The 21,951-nt window shown below is 69.6% G+C and carries 10 protein-coding genes; 3 read left to right on the top strand and 7 right to left on the bottom strand.

The window, feature by feature from the left end; translation table 11 throughout:
- Position 1: 1 nt before the first annotated feature.
- The 7 genes from AC5Y4Q_RS14680 to AC5Y4Q_RS14710 are packed head-to-tail and all read right to left on the bottom strand — an operon-like array spanning position 2 to position 17,420.
- Positions 2-232 (bottom strand): MbtH family protein, encoded by a 231-nt coding sequence (locus AC5Y4Q_RS14680; RefSeq protein WP_064922044.1) that lies wholly within the window; start codon positions 230-232, stop codon positions 2-4.
- Positions 229-1,572, bottom strand: coding sequence for an NADPH-dependent L-lysine N(6)-monooxygenase MbtG (gene mbtG, locus AC5Y4Q_RS14685; protein WP_234786390.1), 1,344 nt, complete (start codon positions 1,570-1,572; stop codon positions 229-231). The genes AC5Y4Q_RS14680 and mbtG overlap by 4 nt, the downstream gene beginning before the upstream one ends.
- Entirely contained in the window at positions 1,569-5,954 is a 4,386-nt protein-coding gene (locus tag AC5Y4Q_RS14690) for an amino acid adenylation domain-containing protein (RefSeq protein ID WP_499959423.1), read from the bottom strand. The genes mbtG and AC5Y4Q_RS14690 overlap by 4 nt, the downstream gene beginning before the upstream one ends.
- On the bottom strand, positions 5,951-12,433 hold the full coding sequence (locus AC5Y4Q_RS14695; protein WP_499959425.1) for an amino acid adenylation domain-containing protein: 6,483 nt from the start codon (positions 12,431-12,433) through the stop codon (positions 5,951-5,953). Before AC5Y4Q_RS14695 ends, AC5Y4Q_RS14690 begins: the two co-directional genes overlap by 4 nt.
- Positions 12,426-15,365: an SDR family NAD(P)-dependent oxidoreductase gene (locus tag AC5Y4Q_RS14700; protein WP_499959427.1), complete on the bottom strand. Its 2,940-nt coding sequence runs from the start codon at positions 15,363-15,365 to the stop codon at positions 12,426-12,428. Before AC5Y4Q_RS14700 ends, AC5Y4Q_RS14695 begins: the two co-directional genes overlap by 8 nt.
- Positions 15,359-16,681 (bottom strand): beta-ketoacyl [acyl carrier protein] synthase domain-containing protein, encoded by a 1,323-nt coding sequence (locus AC5Y4Q_RS14705; RefSeq protein ID WP_065018837.1) that lies wholly within the window; start codon positions 16,679-16,681, stop codon positions 15,359-15,361. The genes AC5Y4Q_RS14700 and AC5Y4Q_RS14705 overlap by 7 nt, the downstream gene beginning before the upstream one ends.
- Positions 16,674-17,420 (bottom strand): thioesterase II family protein, encoded by a 747-nt coding sequence (locus AC5Y4Q_RS14710; RefSeq protein WP_064922049.1) that lies wholly within the window; start codon positions 17,418-17,420, stop codon positions 16,674-16,676. The genes AC5Y4Q_RS14705 and AC5Y4Q_RS14710 overlap by 8 nt, the downstream gene beginning before the upstream one ends.
- Positions 17,421-17,559: 139 nt before the next feature.
- Between AC5Y4Q_RS14710 and AC5Y4Q_RS14715 the strand changes: the two genes are divergently transcribed.
- The 3 genes from AC5Y4Q_RS14715 (at position 17,560) to AC5Y4Q_RS14725 (ending at position 21,437) form a co-directional block, all read left to right on the top strand.
- A complete protein-coding gene (locus tag AC5Y4Q_RS14715) occupies positions 17,560-18,801 on the top strand; it encodes an MFS transporter (RefSeq protein WP_499959430.1) in 1,242 nt (413 codons plus the stop codon).
- 106 nt (positions 18,802-18,907) lie between these two features.
- On the top strand, positions 18,908-19,279 hold the full coding sequence (locus tag AC5Y4Q_RS14720) for a nuclear transport factor 2 family protein (RefSeq protein WP_064922051.1): 372 nt from the start codon (positions 18,908-18,910) through the stop codon (positions 19,277-19,279).
- A gap of 193 nt (positions 19,280-19,472) precedes the next feature.
- Complete coding sequence (locus AC5Y4Q_RS14725; protein ID WP_328589400.1) at positions 19,473-21,437, top strand: DNA/RNA helicase domain-containing protein; 1,965 nt, start codon at positions 19,473-19,475, stop codon at positions 21,435-21,437.
- Positions 21,438-21,951: the final 514 nt, after the last annotated feature.

The following is a 21,951-nucleotide window of genomic DNA, read 5'->3' on the forward strand; positions in this document are numbered from 1 at the left end:
ATTACCCCTGTTCGGCCGCCATGGCATCACGAAGGCTCTTGGGACGCAGGTCGTTCCAGTGCTGTTCGACGTAGTCCAGGCAGGCCGCGCGGGCGGCGCCCTGTTCACCTCCGTAGACCACCCGCCACCCGGCGGGCACATCGGCGAAGGTCGGCCAGAGGCTGTACTGGTCCTCGTCGTTGACCAGCACGTAGAAGGTGCCGTTGTCGTCGTCAAAGGGGTTGGTGCTCATCGACTCTCCTCGTTCTTCAGGGCGCGGCCAGACGCGAAAGCACCCTCGGCGGGCGCCGAAAGCGGGCGTTCACCGGGGTTACCTCCCGCTTGCCGGGGACTGCTCGTCGGGATGTGGCTACCCAGAATCCGGTCGGACAGCAGGCCCAGGCAGCTCAGGTTCGGAAAACCCGGCCCCTGGGTCAGCCCGGCCAGATTGGGCAGGAACAGCTTCGGGGTGACGCCGGCGACGGCCAGGTCGTGACCGATCGCCTCGGCCAGCCGGTCGCCGGACAGCGGGCCACCCAGCCCCAGCTCCAGCAGATCCAGGGTGTCCTGACCGAACAGCGAGACGAACCACAGCGGGTCGGCACCGGAGCCGTCGATGACAAGGTCGAAACCGTGCACGGTCTCGAAGTTCTCACCGCCGCGGTTCGTGCTCAGCGTCAAGCGGATTCGGCCGTCTCGGGCAACCGCGTGCGCGACCCGGCCGCGTAGATGCCGGATCCGGTCGTCGGCCAGCAGTGCGTCCTGCACGCGCGCCGAGAACACCCCGCGGTCGGTGCGGGCCAGCGCATCGCGGCGCTCCGACAGGGTCAGCGCGGTCCAGTCGGTCGGGTCGGAGAACAGCGTGTTCTCGAAGAACCCTTCCCCGCGGGTGAACAGCGTCACCTGCGGCGAGATCACCGTGATCGTCGAAACCCGGTGCCGGAACAACTCGTTGAGCATCGACGCGGCGGTCTCGCCGCCGCCGATGACGGCGACGCGCTCGGCGCTGATCCGGTCGGCCGCGGCCCGGTGCCAGAACTGGGCGATCGAGAGCACCAGTGGGTTGCCGGGCAAGATCGACTTCTCCGCCTGGCCGGGGCCGGTGATCATCACCGCGTCAGCGGCCACTTCGGTCTCCCGGGTATGCAACAACCAGCCGGCGCCGTCGACCGACAGCCGGTCCACCCCGCCGGGGATCACGTTGAGCCGCACCGCCTCGGCCACCCAGCGCAGATACTGACTCCACCGCAGGTGGGTAGGGGCCGGCCGGCCGCGGTCCACCCACTCGGCGAACTGGCCGGTGGCGATCAGATAGGCCTGCCAGCTGTAGCGGGTCATCCGCTCGTCGATCTCGGCGTTGCGGCCGGCCACCACCGCGGAGCGGTAGGGGAAGCCGACGTCCTTCTCCGGGCTGGTGCCCAGCCGGTGCGCGCCGTCGGTCCAGCCCCCGGTCGCCCGCCAGTTGGCGGCCACCTCGGTGCGTTCGACGGCGACCACTTCGGGTGCGTCGACACCCATTTCGCGTAGCACCGCAGCCTTGGCGGCCACCGCCACCGCCTTGGCGCCCGCGCCCACCACCGCCAGCGTGCTCATCGCAGCTCCTCCACCAGATCGCCCAGCGCCTCGACGAAGAGTTCTTGCAGCTCGCTCAGCTCCCCGGCGGCGAGGATGTCGGGCAGCGCCCGCCACTGTGTCATCAACGCCGGACCCGACCCGAGGTCGGCCACCGCGGCGAAGATGCTCAGCTCGTGGCGCACCGCCTGCTCGGGTTCGGGCACCGACGGCAGTGCGGCGATCAGATCGGGTGCCACGGCCGGCCCGTCGCCGGCCCGGTCGACGCGCCCGAGGTAATTCAGCAGCACCTGGGGCCCGGGTGCGGCGCCCAGTTGGGCGGCGGTGTCGGCGCGCAGGTAGGCCAACAGGCCGAAATCGATGCCGCTGCCGGGGATCTGCGCCAGCGCGTGTGCGACGCCGGCCGGGTCGGCCTGGGGTACCCGTAGCGGGTAGATCGCGGTCAGCAGCCCGGTGATGTCGGCCGTGTCAACGTCGGGAATGACGTCTTCGGCGCGTCCGTGGGTCTCCAGGGCAAGCAGTGGCGCCGCACCGTCTTGCCCGCGCCGGTTGCGCCAGGCGGTGATCATCCGTGCCGTCGCCGCCACCAGTAGGTCATGCATCGGCACCTGCGACGCCAACAGCGCAGCGGTGATCTCCGCGTCGGCGACGGCCACCGATACCGTCAGATCACCGGCGCGGTCCACGTCGGGACGAACCCGTCGAGCGCCCAGCTGCGGGTCGTCGCCGGCCAGTTGGGCAGCCCAGTACGGCACGGTGTCCAGCGCGTGCGCGCGCTCGGTGAGGGCGGTGGCCCAGCGCCGGTAGCCGCTGCGTTCCGGAAGCGGGTCGGCGCCCGCCAGCGCGGCGTGCAGCTCCCCCAGGATCACCTGCCACGACACTGGATCCAGGGCCAGCACATGCCCGCACAGCAACAGCACCCCGGCTCCGGTCGGCGGGCGAAGCCACAGCGCACGCAGCAGCACGCCGGCGTGTGGGTCCAGGCTCGCCAGCAACCGGGTGCCGTGCTCGGTGACCGCCGCCAGATCATCAGCCTCGACGGCGATCTCGGTCAGGACGTCGACGGGTTCGATCGGGTGCAACAGCAGCGTGGCCGGGTCGAGGCGCGCGTGCAGCACCGGGTGTGCGCCGACGATCGCGGCCAGCGCAGCGCGCACCCGTTCTGGTTCGGTATCGGCCGGAAGGCGAACCGCTTCGACTTGTCCGAGCCGGCGCGGGCTGCCGAACTGGTAGAGCCAGCGGCCAGCCGGCAGCAGCGGGATCGGCCCGGTGTCAGCGGCGCATTCGACGGCCTGTTCGGCGTGGGCGGCTTCGGTGTCCAGCGCCGCGGCCAGATCCCGAATTGTGGTGCAGGTCAGTGCGGTCCGCGGGCGCATGGGCAGCCCGCGCCGGCGTGCCGCGCGCACCATCGACAGCGCGACGATGCTGTCGAGCCCCAGGTCACGTAGATCGGTCTCGACGCCGGGGAACGCGTCCGCCAGACCTCCGGTGTCGCCGAAGACCTCGGCCAGGATCTCCACCAGGATTCGCTCGGTTTCGGTGGCCGGCTCCTCGCCGCCGCCGACGACGGGCCCGGCCAGGGCGACCAGCGCCTCGGCATCGAGCTTGCCGTTGGGGGTCAACGGCATCGACTCCACGACGGTGATGCGGGCCGGCACCAGGTAGGCCGGCAGCCGGCCGCCGATCTCGGCGCGGACCCGGGCGACATCGACACCGACACCGGTGACGAACCCGGCCAATTGGGTTCCGGTCGGCCCCTGAACGGGCAGGACCGCAGCGGTGGTCACCCCGGTCGCCGCGGCCAGCGCGGTCTCGACCTCGGCGATCTCGACCCGGTAGCCGCGCACCTTGACCTGATCGTCGGCGCGGCCCAGATAGATCAACCGGCCGTCGCCGCGGCGCCGGACCAGGTCCCCGGTGCGATACATCCGGCCGCCGGCGGCAAAGGGGTCGGCGATGTAGCGGGCCGCAGTCGCACCGGCGCGCCCCAGATAGCCGCGGGTGACCTGCGCACCGGCCAGATACAGTTCGCCGGCCACCCCGTCAGGCACCTCGCGCAGCCCGGAGTCGAGCACGTGAGCGGTCATGCCCCGCACCGCTTCTCCGATCACCGGCACGTCGGTGTCGGCGACGTCGGCGACGACGGCTTCCACGGTGGTCTCGGTGGGCCCGTAGCAGTTGTGCACGGCCACCGCCGCCGACACCGACCGCAGCTTCGTCCAGGTGTGCGGGGCGATGGCTTCTCCGCCGAGCGCCAGCACGCTGAGCCGGTGGGCGGCGTGCGCGTCGAGCAGGCCGGCGTCGAACAGCTGGGTGAACATCGACGGTGAGGTGTCGATCATGTCCAGCCGGTGCCGGCGGATGCCGTCGATGATCGCCTCGGCGTCGCGCATCTCCTCGGCCGAGAACAGGTGCACGCTGTGCCCGCCTAACAGGCCGACCAGCGGCTGCCAGCTGGCGTCGAAGCTCAGCGACCAGGCGTGCGCAATGCGCAATGCCCGGCCTAGCCGGGCCACCGCGGGTGCGTACATGCGCTGCTGGTGGTCGGCGAAGTACGACGCGAGTGCCCGGTGGGTGCCGACGACGCCCTTGGGTTCTCCGGTGGAGCCGGAGGTGAAGATGACGTAGGCGGCGCAGTCGGGGTGGATCGCCGTCGGGGTCGGGCGGTGCTCGGCCGCGCCGGAACGTAATTCGGCCAGCAGCTCAGGGGTCAGGGTTAGTTTCGGATCGGCTTGGCGCAGAATGGATTCGATCCGGGCTTCCGGCAGGCTGATATCGATCGGGACGTAGGCTGCGCCGGCCTGCAACACCGCCAGGATCGCGATGACCGAATCCAGTGAGCGCGGCAGGGCGATCGCGACCCGGTCCTCCGGGCCGATCCCCCGTCCGGCCAAAGCCCGTGCCAGCCGGGCCGTTTCGCTGGACAGTTCGGCGTAGGTCAGCGTGCGGTTCTCGCCGGTGAGCGCCGGGTGGTCGCCGTGGGCGGCGGCCGCGGCGGCGAACAGTTCGGGCACCGCTACCGCAGGCGCACGCCCCGGTTCGGCCCGGCGGGCCTGCTCGGCGGGCAACAGCACCTGCAAGTCGGCGATGCGGGGCCGCGCCGGGTCGACCAGCTGACGCAGCAGCTGCAGCAGCCGCCGGCCCAGGTCGACGACCGGCAGCTCTCCCAGCGCTTCGGGAACCGTCTCGAGCAGCACGGTGAGCCGGCCGTCGCGGGGTGGGTAGCTCACCACGGTCAGCGGGTAGTGGGTGAGGCTTTCCACCGTGACCGGGATGAACCGCACGCCGTCGGGGGTGGTAACCCCGGCGGCCGCCGCACCGATCGGGGCGTTCTCGAACACCAGCAGGGTATCGAAGACCGCGTTGGTGTTGGCCCGCTGCACCGTGGACAGGCTCACGTAGCCCAGATCACGCATGGCCGCGCTATCCCGTTGCAAGGCTTGGCAGCTCGCGATCACCTCGGCGCGCGGCGGCAGTGACACGACCACCGGGACGGTGTTGATGAACAGGCCGACCATGGATTCAACGCCGGTGAGCTGCTGGGGCCGACCGGAGACGACCGCCCCGAACGCCACCTCGGTGCGATCGGTGAGCCGGCTCAGCAGCACCGCCCAGGCGAACTGCAGCACGGTGTTCAGCGTCAGCCCGTGCCGCCGGGCCCAGTCGGTGAGCCGCGCGGTGTCATCGGGGTTCAGGGCCACCTCGTGGGTCTGCGGTAGGACGCTGCCCGGTTGGGCGCGTTCGCTGTCGGCCAGGATGGTCGGGGCGCTGAGCGGGGCCAGGTAGTCGCGCCAGGCGGCGACGGCTTTATCGGTGTCCTGGTTGGCCAGCCAGCCGATGTAGTCCCGGTAGGGCCGCGGCGGGGGCAGCGGGTCGACGCCACCGGCCCGGTAGATCGCCACCAGTTCGTCGAAGAACACCGCCATCGACCAGCCGTCGAGCAGCAGGTGGTGCACGGTCAGGATCAGCCGATGCCGGTCGGCGGCGGAGCGGGCCAGCACGAAGCGCAGCAGCGGGCCGCGGGCCAGGTCGAAGTTGGTGGTGCGTTCGGTGTGTGCGATCTGTTCGAATTCACTTGGTGCAGCGTCGATCTCCCGCCACGGAAGGTTGGCCCGTGCCGGGATGATCTGCACCGGGTGCGGCAGGTCGACATCCCAGAACGACGCCCGCAGGTTGGCGTGCCGGGCCAGCATCGCCTCGGCGCTGCGGCGCAGCAGCCCGGCGTCGACGGCGCCGACGATGTCGATGACGAACTGCACGGTGTAGACGTCGACCCCGTCGTCGACTGGCAACCCATCGGTGGCGAGCTTGGCCAGCGAGAACAGCCCCTGCTGCAGCGGGGACAGGGCCAGCACGTCCTCGATGGATTGCGCAGTGCTGCGCTGTGTTGTGGCCTCGGTCACGGCGAATCGCCCCATGCCGCAGTCAGGTCGGCCAGTTCCTCACCGCTGAGACCCGAGACGCTCATCGGTGCGAACGCGGTGTCGTCGGGGCCGCTGTCGCCGGCGACCCGCATGTCGGCGGCGGCGGCAAGGTCGGCGAACGTGGGGTGCTCGAAGATCATCCGCGGGTCGATGTCCAGTCCGGCCGCTCGCGCCCGGGCGGCCAGCTGCACCGAGAGAATGCTGTCGCCGCCGAGTTCGAAGAAGCCGTCGCTGCGCCCGATCCGCTCGACGCCCAGCAACTCAGCGCAGATGCCGACCAGGGTCTGTTCGGTGGCGGTGACCGGCGGGTCGGCTTCGCCACGGGTGGCCACCGCCGGCTGCGGCAGCGCCGGCCGGTTCAGCTTCCCGGAGTCGGTCAGCGGCATCGTCTCCAGCACCGTCAGCGAGGACGGCACCATGTAGCCGGGCAGTGCCGCGGCCACCGCGGCGCGCACCGCCGCGATGAACTCCGCCGCGTCGGCGATCGGACCGTCGGGGACCACATAGCCGGCCAACGTGGTGCTGCCCCGCTGTTCCCAGGTACGGGCGGCCGCCGCCGCCACCCCGGGGGCACCCCGCAGCGCCGCCTCCACCTCGGCCAGCTCCACCCGGAAGCCGCGGACCTTGACCTGATGGTCGGTGCGGCCAACGAATTCGAGTACTCCGTCGCTGCTCCAGCGGGCGCGGTCGCCGCTGCGGTAGAGCCGGTCACCGGGATTGAACGGATTGGCGACGAACCGGGTTGCGGTCAGCCCGGGACGTTTCCAGTACCCCTGTACGATCTGCGGTCCCGCGTAGTAGACCTCGCCGACCACGCCCGGCGGCACCGGCTGCAGCGTGTCGTCGAGCAGGTAGGCCTGCGAGCCGGGCGTGGGCCGGCCCAGTTTCGGGGTGGGCGGCGCCAGTTCGCCGCGCACCACCGCACCGGAGGTCTCGGTGGCTCCGAAGTTGTTGAGCAGCTGAGCTTTCGGATCCAGCACCGCACCGAGCCGGGCCAGCAGGTCCGCCGAGACCGGTTCACCGCTGCACACCAGGCGCCGCAGGCCGGCCATGGCCTGGGGCGCGGAGTCCACCAGCACCGAGATCAGGCTGGCCACCGCCGTCACTTGAGCCACCCGTTCATCCACGATGAGACGGGCCAGCGCCTCGGGGTCACGGAACTCGTTGTCGTCGGCCAGGATCATGGTGGCCCCGGCGGCCAACCCGGCCAGCAGCTCCATGCCGCCCTCCAGGAACGTCATCGATGACTGGGCCAGCCGGATGTCCTCGCCGGGCACCGGGTAGTGGGCGAGTTGCCAGTTCAGCCGGGCACTCATCGACCGGTGGGTGCCCACGACGCCTTTGGGCACACCGGTCGAGCCGGAGGTGAACACCAGATACATCGGGTCGTCCGGGTGCGGCACCGGAAGGTCCACTCCGGGAGCGTCTTTCGACAGTTCCGCCTGCACGTCGGCGTCGTCGAGGCACACCAGCGTCACGCCGTCCGGGGCCGGCATGGCCTCACGCGTCGTCGCGCTGACCACGACCACCTTCGGTGCGACGTCTTCGACCATGAACTCCAGGCGCTGACGTGGATAGCTGGGGTCCAGTGGGAAGTAGCCGGCACCGGCCTTCATGATGCCGACCAGCGCTACCGCCAGGTCGAGGTCGCGTCGCACCGACAGGCCCACCAGCGTTCCGGGCCGCACGCCGGCTGCGATCAGCAGGGCGGCCAGCTGGTCTGAGCGGCGGTGCAGCTGCGGGTAGGTCAACTCGGCACCGGCGCAGCGCACCGCGACTCCGTCGAAGCTGCGGCTTGGGGCCAGCACCTCGGCGATGGTCCGCGGGTCGTCCGCGGGAGCCTCGGCGCCGCGGCTCCACTGGTGCAGGATCCGCTCGCGCTGCTCATCGTCGACCAGGCTGATCTCGCGCAGGGTCTGCTCCGGTGCGCCGGCCATCGCCGCCAGCACCCGTCCCAACCAGTCGGCCAGGCGCTGCACGGTGGCGCGCTCGTAGAGGTCGGTGCGGTAGATCAGGTGACCGTCATAGCGGGGGCCGTCGGCGGGGTCGTCGGTGGCGAACAGGTTCACCGACAAGTCGGCGTGCGCGATGTCGAACGTCGGCATCACGGTGCGGAACACCAGCTCACCCGCGGCACTGCTGTCCACGACGTGGCTGACCTCGGCGGCGTCGCGCACGTGCACCACCACCTGGAACAGCGGGTTGCGCGACAGCGTCCGGACCGGGTTGAGCGCCTCCACCAGCCGGTCGAACGGCAGGTCGGCGTGGGCGTAGGCGCCCAGGGCGGCTTCCCGCGCCCGCAGCACCACCTCGCGCAGGGTCGGGTTGCCCGACAATCGGTTTCGCAGCACCACGATGTTGACGAAGAACCCGACCAGGTTGTCCAGGGCGTTGTCGTTGCGGCCGGCGACCGGTACCCCGAGCGGAATGTCGTCGCCGCTGCCGGCCAGGTGCATCAGCACCGCGACTGCGGCCTGCACCACCATGAACTCGGTGGCACCGGTCTCGCGGGCCAGCGCCGCCAGCCCGGCCCGCACCTGCGGCGTGACGGTGAACGCGACGGAGTCACCGGAGCCGTTGGCGGTGGCCGGGCGCGGGAAGTCCGGCCGGGGGCCGGTGTCGTCGGCCAGGTCGGCCAGTTCTTCGATCCAGTAGCGGCGCTGGGCGTCGATCAGCCCCGACTCGTCCCGCAGCAGCTCGCCTTGCCAGTGCGCGAAGTCCGCATACTGCAATGCCGGTGGCGCCCACGAGGGTTCGGCGCCGGCGGCGCGGGCCCGGTAGGCGATCAGCAGGTCGGTGAAGAGCACCTCCACCGACCAATGGTCGGCGGCGATGTGGTGCACCACCAGCGAGAGCACCCGCTCGTCGCCGGGCAGGTGCAGCAGCGCCGCCCGGATCGGCCAGTCGCGCTCCAGGTCGAAGCCCGCGCCGCGCTGCTCGTCGAGCCGCGCCCGGGTCCACTGCGCTACCTCCTCCGGATCGGTTGCCGGGCAGTGCAGTTCGGTCACCGGCACGGAAGCGGGTGGGTTGATGATCTGGTGAGGCAGCCCGTCGATCTCGCAGAAGGTGGTGCGCAGGCTGTCGTGGCGGGCCACCACATCGTTGAGCGCGGCGGTCAAGGCAGCGGTATCGCAGGGGCCGGTGAGTCGGGCTGTCAGGGGGATGTTGTCGCCGGTGGCGTCCGGGTCCAGCCGGTAGGCGAACCAGGTACGCAGCTGCGACGCCGAGACCGGAAGCGGACCCGATCGTGGCACCGCGACCAGCGGCGGGCGGCCCGGCCCGTTCTCACCGGCCCGGGCCCGCTCGATCGCGGCGGCCAGCCGGGCCACCGTGCTGGCCTCGAAGATGTCGCGGATCCCGATCTCCGCGCCGCAACGGGCGCGGATCGCCGCCACCAGTTTGGTGGCCAGCAACGAGTGGCCACCGAGGTCGAAGAACGAGTCGTCGGCGCCGACCCGCTCGCGGCCCAGCAGTTGCGAGAACAGTTGCGCCACCGTGTGTTCGGTGTTGGTCTCGGGTTCCCGGTATGCGGCGGTCTCGATCGGCTGGGGGTCGGGCAGGGCGGCACGGTCGATCTTGCCGTGGGTGGTGATCGGGATGTCGTCGACCACCACGTAGGCGGCCGGGGCCATGTATTCGGGTAGCGCGGCGGCGACCCGGGCCCGGATCCGGGGGATCTCCACCTCCGTGTCTCCGGCGGGCGTCAGGTAGGCGACCAGGCTGCGGCCGAGCGCGGGCAGGTCGGAGACGACGACCACGCACTGTCCGACGCTGGGGTCCACCGAGATGGCCGCGGCCACCTCGCCGAGTTCGATGCGGAAGCCGCGGACCTTGACCTGGTCGTCGGCGCGGCCGATGAATTCCAGGTCGCCGGCGGCGTTGCGGCGGGCCAGGTCACCGGTGCGGTACATCCGCTGCCCGACGGCCCACGGGTCGGCGACGAAGCGTTCCGCGGTCAGGCTGGGCCGGTCGAAGTAGCCGCGGGCCAGATGTGTTCCGCCGATGTAGATCTCACCGATCACGCCGACGGGCACCGGTTGTAGCGCGTCGTCGAGCAACCGGATGGTGGTGTTGATGTTGGGGCTGCCGATCGGCACGATCCGGTTGCCCTGGGCGCCTTCCACCTTGTAGCGGCTGGAGTTGACCACAGTCTCGGTGGGCCCGTAGAAGTTGTGCAGCAGGGCGTCGAAGGTGGCATGGAACTTGTCGGCCAGCTCACCGGGCAACGGTTCGCCGCCGATCGGGATGCGTCGCAGGGTGCGCCACTGGTTGACCCCGGGCAGCGACAGGAACAGCCCGAGCAGCGAGGGCACGAAGTGCATGGCGGTCACGCCTTCGCGCTGCAGCAGGTCGGTCAGGTAGCCGATGTCGCGCAACCCGTCCGGGCGTGGAATGACCAGCCGGGCGCCGTTGCCCAGGGTGCCGAACAGTTCACCGATGGAGACGTCGAAGCTCGGCGAGGCGACCTGCAGCAGCACGTCGGTGTCGTCGATGCGGTACTCCTGGCCGAACCACATCAGGTATTCGGCGATCGGGGCGTGGGCTACCTCCACGCCCTTGGGCAGCCCGGTCGAACCCGAGGTGTAGATCAGGTAGGCCAGATTCTCCGGCCGCAGCGGGCGTACCCGGTCGGTATCGGTCGGATCGGTGTCGGGCCGGCCGGCCAGCTCCTCTTGCGTGAGCGGTTCGCGGATGACCAGGGCTGCCCGGGCGTCACCGAGAATGAATTCGATGCGCTCGGGTGGGTATTCGGGGTCGACGGGTACATAGGCGGCGCCGGCCTTGGCGATGCCCAGTGCGGTGACCACCAGGTCGACCGAGCGGCCCAGCAGCACGGCAACTTTGTCCTCGGTGCCGATCCCGGCCGCGATCAGGTGGTGGGCGATCCGGTTGGCGCGGGCGTTGATCTCGGCGTAGCTGTAACGGCTGTGATCGTCGACGACGGCGACGGCATCCGGGGTCAGCGCCGCCCGGTCGGCGACCAGCGAGCCCAGCGTGGTCGGGGTAGCGGCGAAGTCCGGTCCGCGCGAGGCCGCATCCAGCCAGGAGCGGTCCGCTTCGCCGAGCATGTCCAACTCGCTGATGAAAGCCTGGTGGTCGGCGACGGCGGCGGCCAGCAGCTGCACCAGGTGTCGTAGCAGTTGGTCGACCAGTGCCTCGTCGAGCACGTCGTGCAGATACTCGGCTTCGATCAGCGCCCCGTCGTCACCGGCCTCTAGCATGATGCCCAGCGGCAGTTGGGCGATCTTGCCGCGGTAATCTGCTCGGCTGCAATCAATTCCGCGCGGATGGAAGCCCTGCCCATCGCCGGCCCGGAAGCCGAAGCTGAGCCGGGTGAGGCGTTCCACCCCCCCGTTGCGCCGGTCCGGGTTGAGTTCGCGGACCACTCGATCGAGGTTGATGCCCTGGTGGGCGAACGCCCCCAGCGCGGTGTCACGCGTGCGCGCCAGCAGGTCGCTGAACCGGTCAGCGGCATTGATCTTCGCGCGCAGCACCACGGTGTTGCCGAAGTAGCCGATCGCGTCCTCGGTGCCAGCGGTGCGGTTGAGAACCGGTGAGGCGATGAGGAAGTCGTCGGTCGCGGTGTAGCGGAAAATCAGCGCTGATAGCGCTGCGGCGACCACCATATAGGCGGTGGCGCCGTTGTTGCGTGCCAACTCGGTGATGCCGTCCATCAACTCGACGGGAACCACCCGGGTGCACAATCCGGCCCGCAACGAGTGCGGCACCGCCGAGCCGCGCGGTCCGGGGAGTTCCAGCGGGTCGGGCGGCTCGGCCAGCAGCGTGCGCCAGTAGTTCAGGTCGGCTTCGTGATCGGCGCCGGCCGGTGGGGCGACGACGCGGACGGGCCCAAGCGCGGCGAAAGCGTCGGGGGTGGCCTCGGCCTCATAGGCTTCAGTCAAGTCGGCGAAGAAGATCGCCCAGGAGGCGTCGTCCCAGGCGATGTGGTGGGCCACCAGCAACAGGATGTGTTCGTCCGGCCCGATCCGGATCAGCGTGAGTCGCAGCGGGGCATCGGATTCCAGCCGGAACGGGGTGGCGAACTCGCGCTGGGCCAGCACCTCCAGCCTCAGCGCCCGCGCTTGTTCGGCGAGGTCGGTGAGGTCGTGTTCGGTGAATCCGGGTGTGACGTTGCCGGTCACCGGCCGGGGTTCGCCGGCGTCGTCGAGGGCATAGGTGGTGCGTAGCACCGGGTGTCGGGCGGCCACCGCGGCCAGGGCAGTCCGCAGCCGGGCGGGATCGAGCGGACCGGTCAGCCGGTAGGAGACCGAGATGTTGGCGACGGTCCCGTCGGGGTCGAGCGCCTGGACGAACCACATGCGGCGCTGCCCGTCGGTCATCACGGGCTCGGCAGATTCGGTGGCCGACTCGGTTGCGGACAGCCCCCGTTCGGCGAGCCGGCGGCGCAGCAACTGCAGCCGCAGCTCGTCGGCCGATTGGTCGACGGTGTCAGTCATGGGTGAACACTGTCCTTTCGCATCGCCCGGCCGGCGCTGTGTCGTCATGCAGCGTCGCCGTCAGTTGGGCGCCGGTCATTCCGGCCAGTAGCGGTCCGAGCGCTACCCGCCGGCCGGTCGCCCGGCCCAGTCGCTTGCGCAGGTCCAGGGCGAGGAGGGAGTCCAGGCCGAGGTCGACCAGCGCCCGGTGCATGTCGATGTCGTCGGGCCGGTCCAGGCCGAGCACCGTCGCCAGTTCGGTGGCCACCACGTCACTGACCGGGCGGTCGGCGCTCGCATCCGCCGATGCGGCGGTTGGTGGTTCGGCGAACGGGGGCGGCACCCCCTGGCTGTCGAAGAACACCGCCAGCCGGTCGAAGTCGGCGGCCAGGATCGCCGGGTCGTTCGGCGCGGCCAGCAGTCCGGCGGTGATCGCCGCCTCGGGCGGCATCGGTGTCAGGCCGGTCCTGGCGATCCGGTTCTTCTCTTCACCGCGGACTACCGCAACGTTCTGCCACAGTCCCCAGCGGATCGAGTTGGCGTTCAGGCCGTCGGCCCGCAGCCGCTGTGCCAGGGTGTCGGCCATCCGGTTGGCCGCCGCATACAGGCCGTGGCCCGACCCGCCCCACAGGGCCAGCACCGAGGAGCAGACCAGCACGTGCACGTCGGCGTATCGCGGCCACCGCCGTACCAGGTTGTCCAGTCCGATCACTTTGGCGCCGAGGGCGTCTCGAACGGCGCTGCCGGTGATCTGCTCGGTGGCGACCGCCTCCGCCGATGCGGTGTGCACGATGAGCCCCGCCGGCGCCGGGTGGTGCTCGTCGATCAGCGCCGTCAGCGCCGCATCGTCGGTGATATCGCACCGGAAGGTGCTGATGCGTGCGCCGGTGCGCGCGCGCAGCGCATCCAACCGGGCCGCACCGGCATCAGCGGCCCCGCTGCGACTGAGCAGGACGATGTCGCGGGCGCCGCGTTCGGCGCAGAACGCCGCGAACGCCATTCCGATGGCCCCGGTGCCGCCGCTGATCACGACGGTCTCGGGGATCGCGGGCACACCTGGCGCGACGGGAGATTCGACCAACCGCCGCACCGAAAGCCGTCCGGCGCGCACCGCGACCTCGGTGTCGGTCAGGGTCAGTGCGGCGATCGCGGCCCGCAGATCGGCGGCGGTGGGTTGGGCCGGCAGGTCCAGGTGGGCGAAGGTCTGGTCGGGGTAGCCGAATCCGGTGCTGCGGTGCAGTGCCGCCAGTGCGGCCGCCCCGGGTCGCGGCGGCGGATCCGTGTCGAGTCGTTCGGCGCCGCGGGTGATCAGCCACACCCGTCGGCACGTCGGCCCGGGCGCCGGCGATGTCTGTGCGGCCGCGTGCGCAGCGAACGTTCTTGCCGCCTCGGCGATCTCGGGTTCGTCGGCGGGCGGGGCGATCAGCACCAGCAGGTCGGCGTCCGCTGGGTCGGTCACACCGGCGACCAAACCGGCCGCGAGCTGCGCGGCCAGTTCTGCCGACGCCCCGGTGTAGTCGATGACGGCTACCCCGGCCGGCCGATCGGTGGGTTCTTCGACCGGTGCCCACCGTTCAGTCATGACGACCGGCTGCCGGTCGGGCTGCGCGGACGGCGCGGCGCCGGCCCACAGCCTGGTGGTGTGCATTGGCGCGTGCGGGAAATGCCGCAGCGGTGCGCCTGCGTCGGGGGCGGCGAAGTCCCGCCAGCGGTAGCCGGGATCGGCGATCGCCGCGGCGGCGATGTTGGCCGCCAGCGCCTCATCGGCCGGGTGATCGCGGTCGGTGCTGCCCAGCACCTGCGCGGTATCGGCGATGTCGGCCAGCGGCACGAGCAGGGTGGGGTGCGCCGACATCTCGATGAACGTGGTGACGCCGCGCGCCACTGCGGCGGCGGTGGCCAGATCGAACCGGACCTGCTGCCGCAGATTGTCGAACCAGTACTGCCGGAACGTCTTGCCCGACGGGATCGGGCCGCCATACACCGAGCCGATGAATTCGACTGGGGCGCTGTGGAATTTCGCCTCGGGAAGCTGCGCGATCATGCGGTCACGCAGCGGTTCCAGGACGCTGGTGTGAGCGGGGTAGCGCACCGCCAGCTCCCGGGCGAACACCCCGCGACGGTCGGCGCGTTCCAGGATCTGCTGCACCGCAGCCCATTCCCCGGAGACGACCACCGATGCCGGGCCGTTGACCACCGACAGCTCCAGCCAGCCGGGGGTTCCGGCGATGAACTCGGTGGCGGCCTCGGCACCCAGGGCGATCATCGCCATGCCGAATCGCCCCGGGGCATTGTCGGTGAGCAAATCGGTCAGTTCCGCCCGCGCGATCACCACCGCCACCGCGGCGTCGAGATCCACCACGCCGGCGGTATAGGCGGCCGCGAGCTCCCCCAGGCTGTGGCCGATGGTGATGTCGGGCAGCACGCCGAAATGCCGCCAGGTGGCGGCCAGTGCCGCGGCGTGAGTGAACTGCGCGGCCTGCACCACCACCGGGTCCGGATCGTCGGCGCCGCGCAGATAGGTCAACGGCGAGGCATGATCGGCGCGGCGGAAAGCCTCCTCGCAGCGGTCCGCCTCGGCGCGATAGGCCGCGATGCGCAAAAGGTCGGCACCCATGCCGGGCCACTGGTTGCCCTGCCCGGGGAACACGAAGGCGGTGCGGGCGGCCTCCTGCTGATGGGAGCGGGCGACCAGCGGGTGTTCGGCGTCGTGGTAGACCGCCTCGAGGCCGCTGATGAGCTCGCCGGCGTCGCGGGCCCGGATCACGGCGCGGTACCGGCGGATCGGGCGGGTGGCCCGCAGCGTCCGGGCCACCGCCCCGACCGTGGCCTGCCGGGTGTGCAGGTAGCGTGCCAGCGCTGCGGCTTCGGTCTGGACCAGGTCGCGGGCGTGCGCTGAGATCAGAACGGGGATGCGGCCGTCGGGCAAGGCGGTCGGGTGGGTGCTCAGCATGGCGCCGCCTCGGCAGCGTCCACCGCGACGATCACGTGCGCATTGGTTCCGCTCATCCCGAACGCCGAGACCGAGCCGATTCGGCGCCCGTCGCGCGCTGGCCAGGCGGTGATGGTTTCGGCCAGGGTGATTCCCGCGCCGTCCCAGTCGATGCCGTCGTGCCACCCGTCGTGCACGTGCAGGGTGGGCGGGATCAGCTGGTGTTCGGCGGCCAGCAGCACTTTGGTCAGGCCGAGTGCACCGGCGGCGGCCTGGGTGTGCCCGATGTTGGATTTCACCGAGCCGAGCCGCGGGCCGGTGCCCGGCTCGGTGTCGGCGCCGTAGACGTGGATCAGCGACCGCAGTTCGACGGGGTCGCCGACCCGGGTGCCGGTGCCATGGCCCTCGATCATGCCGACCTGACCGGGCTGCACGTCCGCGTCGGCCAGCGCGTGCCGGAACAGTCGCTGCTGGGCCTGCTCGCTGGGGGTGAGCAGGCCGGTGGTGTGACCGTCCTGGTTGAGCCGACTGGCCAGGATTTCGCCGTAGATGTGCCGGCCGTCCCGCAAAGCCGCTGACTTACGCTGCAGCACAAAGATTCCGGCGCCTTCGGCCCACACCGTTCCGGTGGCCGCGGCGCTGTACGGCCGGCAATGCCCGTCGTCGGAGAGCGCGTGCTGCTTGGAGAACTCGACGAAGAATCCGGGCGAGCCCATCACGCACACGCCGCCGGCGAGCGCCATGTCGGCGTCACCGGTGCGAATCGCCTGGACGGCCAGGTGCAGCGCCGAGAGCGCCGACGAACACGAGGTGTCGACGGTGATCGCCGGACCGGCCAGCCCGAGGGTGTAGGCGACGCGACCGGAGATCACCGATAACGCGGTGCCGGGCAGTAGGTGACCGCTGTGGGCGGAGAACTGCGCCATGTCCGGGCCGTAGCCGGTGACCGACGCGCCGAGGTAGACCCCGACGTCGTGGCCGTTGAGTTCGTCGGGGTTGATGCCGGCGTCCTCGAGGGCGCGCCAGGCCACCCGCAGCGCGACCCGCTGCTGGGGATCCATCGCGATGGCTTCCCGCGGCGCGATCCCGAAGAAGCCGGGGTCGAATTCGGCGGCGCCGGAAAGGAAGCCACCGGCGTTGCAGATCGGCTTGAAGCCGTCGCGGTGTGATCCGTCGATGAGTTCACGCACCGCCCAATCGCGGTCGTCCGGGATGGCGCTCAGCGCTTCGCGACCGTCGGCCAGCAGCGCCCAGTACTGCTCGGCGGTGTCGATTCCGCCGGGCGCCTCGACACCAAGCCCGACGATAACGACCGGGTCCTCGCGCCGATCAGTCATCGGCGATGATCCGCTTCGCCAGGGTGTCGATGTGCTCGTAGTGGTAGAAGTGCCCACCGTCGTACAGCGACACCGTGCACGCGCCGGTGGTGTGGTCGGCCCAGCCCTCCAACAGGTCGGTGCCGACGCGGTCGTCGGCGCGGCCGCCCAACACGTTGATGTCGGCGCGGATGGTCGCCTCGGGTGCGCAGTGGTAGCGGTTGAACGCCTGATAGTCCGAGCGCACCGGGGTCAGCAGCAGCGCCAGGAACTCCTCGTCGGCCAGGATGCGCGGGTCGGTGCCGCCGAGCTGGGCGAGTTCGGCGCGCAGGTCGGCATCACCGGTGGGCACCTTGCGCAGGCCGGAAATCACGCCGGGGGCAGGCGCGGCCGACGCCCATAGGCGCTGGATCTCGATACCGCGCGCTTCGGCGATCCGGGCGAACTCGAACGCGACGATCGAGCCCATGCTGTGCCCGAACAGCCGCAGCGGCCCGACCTGGTGCCAGGGCGCGGCGTCGAACAGGCTGCGGGCCAGCTCCGGCAGGGTCTCAGCGGCCGGCTCGCGGAACCGGTCGGCACGCTGCGGATACTGCATGACGTAGGTGTCGGCGCCAGCGGCCAGGGCCAGCGCCAGCGGGCGGTAGTTGACCGCCGTTCCGCCGGCGTGTGGGAACAGCAGTGTCGCGGCGCCCGGGCCGGGAAAGCGGCCGATCCAGGACGGGAACTGCGCAACCGCCGAGGTGTCGTCGACGGCCATCCGGTCCCCTCGCATGTGTTAGTAAAGGCTGCCCTAATTTCCCGGGCTAGATTACCCCGATCGGGGGCACGCCGGAAATCCGGGCGGCAACTGTTCGGCCACCTCCCCGCCGGGGTGCTCAACTACGCTGACCGCCAGGATGCGTGACCAGCACCCGGCCGTACCCGGATCGATCAGCACCGCGCGGCGGTGGTGGTTGCTCACTGTCGGGTTGATCGCCACGTTATCCGCCACGGTCTTCATCAACGGGATCGCGTTTCTGATCCCGGCGCTTGACGCCGAACGCGGCATCAGCTTGGCCGAGGCCGGCTTCTTGTCATCGATGCCCAGCCTGGGCACGGTGTTGACCCTGATCGGCTGGGGCTATCTGACTGATCGGGTCGGCGAGCGGTTGGTGTTGACGCTGGGGTTGGGCTTGACCGGCGGCGCGGCATTGGCGGCGGCGCTGGTGCCGACCTCGATCATGTTCGAGGCGCCCTGCCTGTTCGCCGGGGGCATGGCCGCCGCGAGCGCCAACACCGCCAGTGGCCGGCTGGTGACCGGCTGGTTCCCGCCGGACCAGCGGGGCCTGGCGATGGGTATCCGCCAGACCGCGCAGCCGCTGGGTATCGCGTTGGCGGCCTTGGTCTTGCCCCAGCTCGGCGAACGCGACTTCTCGGTGGCGCTGTTCGTCCCGGCGGCGGTATGCGCGGCATCGGCGGTGATCAGTGCCGTGAGTGTGAAAGACCCGCCGCGGCGCTCGCCGAAAACCGCTCCAGCCGCCGAGTTGCTCAACCCCTATCGGGGAAACAGCACGCTGTGGCGGATCCATTTGGCGTCGGCGCTGCTGATGGTGCCCCAGACGGTGGTGCTGACCTTCATGTTGGTGTGGTTGATCGAGGACCACCATTGGTCAGTGGGGTCGGCTGGTGTGTTGGTGAGCACCTCACAGCTGTTGGGCGCGGTGGGCCGCATCGGAGCCGGTCGCTGGTCGGACCGCGTCGGGTCACGGATGGGACCGATCAGGCTGATCGCGGTCGGCGCCGCGCTGGTCATGGTTGCGCTGGCGATCAGTGACCGGCTCGACTCAGTGTTGGCGGTGCCGTTGATGGTCGTCGCGGCGGTGATCACGGTCCTGGACAACGGATTGGCGTTCACCGCCATCCCGGAGATCGCCGGTCCGTACTGGAGCGGACGGGCGATGGGCGCCCAGAACACCACCCAGCGACTGACGTCGGGAGTCGGACCGCCGGTGTTCGGTGAGGTCATCGACGTGTCCGGATACCCGCTGGCGTTTGCACTCTGCGGGATGGCCGCGCTGGCGGCGTTGCCGGTGGTGCCGCGCGATGTGCGGTCGGCGGAGTCGGCCGATGCTTCCTCTGATGGGCCTAACGGGCGCTGACAATGATGCATTGGCGGCGATTCCCCCGCAGCGTATGGACCCGCGCGGTGCTGTCCCTGATTTGATAGTGCGCACGTCCAATCGTCCAGACGATGGAGAGCCTGCCATGGATGTCCGCGCGGTGATCGATACCTACCTGCGTGCCTGGACGACCCGGGATCCCGACCTCATCGTCACGATCTTCACCCACGACGCGACCTACCACGAGCGGGTGCTGGAGGCACCGATTCGCACCCGGGCCGGGATCTGGGCGTACTGGCAGAGCAAGGTCGTCGAGGGGCAGGCCAACATCGAGGCCCGGTTGCTCAACCTCTACACCGCCACCGACGGCATCACGGTGATCGCCGAGTGGGAGGCGATGTTCGACGACTGCGTCCAAGGGCAGCGCAAGCGGATGCGGGAGGTCGCGATCCTGGAGTTCGAGGGTGAGCGGATTGCGAGCCTGCGGGAGTACTGGGCCTCGGAGATCGTTGGCTGAGGGCTGAATAACCGGTCCTGCTCACGGTTTCCGAAGGCGCGTCGACGGAGATTGGCCCCGCAATGGCGGTGGATCGAGGACACCTGGCCTAGCATGACTGCTGCGGTCCGACGGACTTCCCCGGCTCCTCCCAGCCGGCACGGATATGTCCCCACCCGCACGAATGTATTCGTGCTGCCCTGGGGAACTCGACGTGACACTCATCCGGACAACCGCGGATCGTCTTATCGGGATGGCACCCGAATCGCTGGTTGAGCAATTGCTGGAGCAGATGCTGTACCGCACTGGCCGCCGAGCGGCGCCCGCAGAGCAGTCCTCGTGGAAGAGGAGTCTGCCGGTACTGGCCGCCGATCTCGCCGACGCCGGGCTTGGCGACGTCGAAATGCTGGTCGAGTACCACCTCCCCTTGACTTCGCAGCGAGCCGATGTTGTCCTTGCCGGCACCCACCCGCGGACCGGTGCGGCTTCATACGTCGTCGTCGAATTGAAACAGTGGACATCTGCCTACGCTTTCGAGGGTGATCCGGAAATCGTTGACGTGCCGGGTGCGCCAGGTGGACCGAGGCTGCACCCGGTGATCCAGGTGCGCGGCTACTGTGAGTACCTCCTCGACTTCGCCCGCGTGATCGCTGACCGTCCAGACTCGGTCGCCGGGATGGCTTACCTGCACAACGCGTCAGATCCCGCCCTGGTCAAAGATTTGCTTGCGGTGCCCGTCTCGATGACGGGCCGGTTCTTCACCGCCGGCGACAAGGGGGCCATGGTCGAATTCCTCCGGTCCAGGCTTGCTCCGGGTCCGGGAAGGGCGGCGGCTGATCTGCTGATCAATTCTGCTGTGGCACCGTCCAAACAACTGCTGAAGCTGGCCGCAGCGGAGCTCCGCGACCGACCGCAGTTCCGCTTGATCGGGAACCAACAGCTGGCTGTCGATCTCGTCATGCACGCCGTTGAACACGCGCGTGCCGGCAACACCAAGCGGGTTATCACAGTGACCGGAGGGCCCGGCAGTGGCAAGAGCGTCATAGCGCTGTCTCTCGTCGGCGATCTTGCCCGTCGTGGCCGTACCGTTGTCCATGCGACCGGGTCGCGTTCGTTCACCCAAACCCTTCGGAAAGTCGCCGCCCCAAGAGCACCGAAGATCCGAGCACTGTTCAAGTACTTCAACCAGTTCATGACGGCCGATCAGAACGGCCTGGACGTCCTGATCATGGACGAAGCCCACCGCATTCGGAAAACATCGGTCGATCGCTACACCCGGGCGGAGTTGCGGACAGAACGCCCGCAGATCGATGAACTCATCGCCGCTGCACGGGTTCCAGTCTTCCTCCTCGATGAGCACCAGGTCGTGCGTCCCGGCGAAATGGGGACGCTCACGCAGATCGAGCAATACGCAAGACACCTCGGAATCGAATTCCAGCACATCGCACTCGGTGAACAGTTTCGATGCGGTGGTAGCGAAGAATACGTGCACTGGGTGGTCCGACTGCTCGGCCTCGCTGAGGATTGTCAACCAGCGGCGTGGCCGGGCGATCCGCAGTTCAACGTACTGCTGGCTGAGACTCCCGGGGAGATGGAACACTATCTGGCCACCCAGATGCAAGAGGGCTACACAGCGCGCATGACCGCAGGTTATTGCTGGCCGTGGAGCGACGCCCGCAAGGACGGAACGCTAGTTCCCGACGTCCAGATCGGATCATGGGCACGGCCGTGGAACAGCAAGAGCGACAGGCGCATCGGAGATGCACCACCTAGCGCACTCTGGGCTACCGACGACGGCGGATTCGGCCAGGTCGGCTGCATTTATACCGCTCAAGGGTTCGAGTATGACTGGAACGGCGTTATTCTCGGGCCGGACCTCGTTTGGCGCGACGGTCGATTCGTGTCCGTCCGCAACGCCAATCGGGACCCCGATCTCCGCAATCCGAAGGCCTTGCCTGACAGCCGGTTTGATGTCTTGGTGCGGCATGTGTACAAGGTCTTGCTGACCCGCGGGATGGTCGGCACGGTGATCTACTCGACCGACCGGGAGACGCGGGAGGCGCTACGGTCACTTCTCGGCTCCGATCGAGGGCTCGGGAGCCGCTTTCGCGATGGGCAAGCCCATGAACTGGGCGACGCCGTAACCGATGAACGAGCAACGACTGGGCTGCGGACATAGCGACCTCTTGCAAAACCGCCCATCCGTGGTCATCGTGCGGGTTGTCGGCGGTCGGCCTTATGGTCGATGCGGTCGCCCAAAGGGCAACCGGGTATCGGTAATGACGATCAAAGCCACCAGGACATCACCGGAAATCATGGCTGAGGGACACGACTTGTCGTTGGAACCAGTACGGAAGTGGTGTTTCCACGCCAATCAGCAGACAGTGTGGCGGTCCAGTCGGCCGGACTGGAAATCGCGGGGTCTCATCGAGTTCGTCTTCGAGGATGCCGATCAGGACTACGACGAGTTCCGCAACCCCCTACTAGGCGGACCGGTTCGGCGACATACCCCCCAGCTCGACAGGGAGCAGACGGAGTCAACAGCGGCCTAGGCCGTCAGCCATGCGCGATTTGCTGCTGGATACGCCATTTTTCCGGGCGCTGACGTCAAGCTGACCATCGGGAGTCGGATAGCCGGAAGTTGTCAGACCCCACTGCCATGATGAAGCCATGTCCTCGAACGCACCATCCGG

The organism is Mycobacterium sp. NGS16, assembly GCF_059813225.1.

Bases quoted from the DNA above. Each gene is read 5' to 3' on its own strand.
- AC5Y4Q_RS14680 (WP_064922044.1), bottom strand. From the start codon at position 232: ATGAGCACCAACCCCTTTGACGACGACAACGGCACCTTCTACGTGCTG.
- mbtG (WP_234786390.1), bottom strand. From the start codon at position 1,572: ATGAGCACGCTGGCGGTGGTGGGCGCGGGCGCCAAGGCGGTGGCGGTG.
- AC5Y4Q_RS14695 (WP_499959425.1), bottom strand. From the start codon at position 12,433: ATGACTGACACCGTCGACCAATCGGCCGACGAGCTGCGGCTGCAGTTG.
- AC5Y4Q_RS14700 (WP_499959427.1), bottom strand. From the start codon at position 15,365: ATGCTGAGCACCCACCCGACCGCCTTGCCCGACGGCCGCATCCCCGTT.
- AC5Y4Q_RS14705 (WP_065018837.1), bottom strand. From the start codon at position 16,681: ATGACTGATCGGCGCGAGGACCCGGTCGTTATCGTCGGGCTTGGTGTC.
- AC5Y4Q_RS14710 (WP_064922049.1), bottom strand. From the start codon at position 17,420: ATGGCCGTCGACGACACCTCGGCGGTTGCGCAGTTCCCGTCCTGGATC.
- AC5Y4Q_RS14715 (WP_499959430.1), top strand. From the start codon at position 17,560: ATGCGTGACCAGCACCCGGCCGTACCCGGATCGATCAGCACCGCGCGG.
- AC5Y4Q_RS14720 (WP_064922051.1), top strand. From the start codon at position 18,908: ATGGATGTCCGCGCGGTGATCGATACCTACCTGCGTGCCTGGACGACC.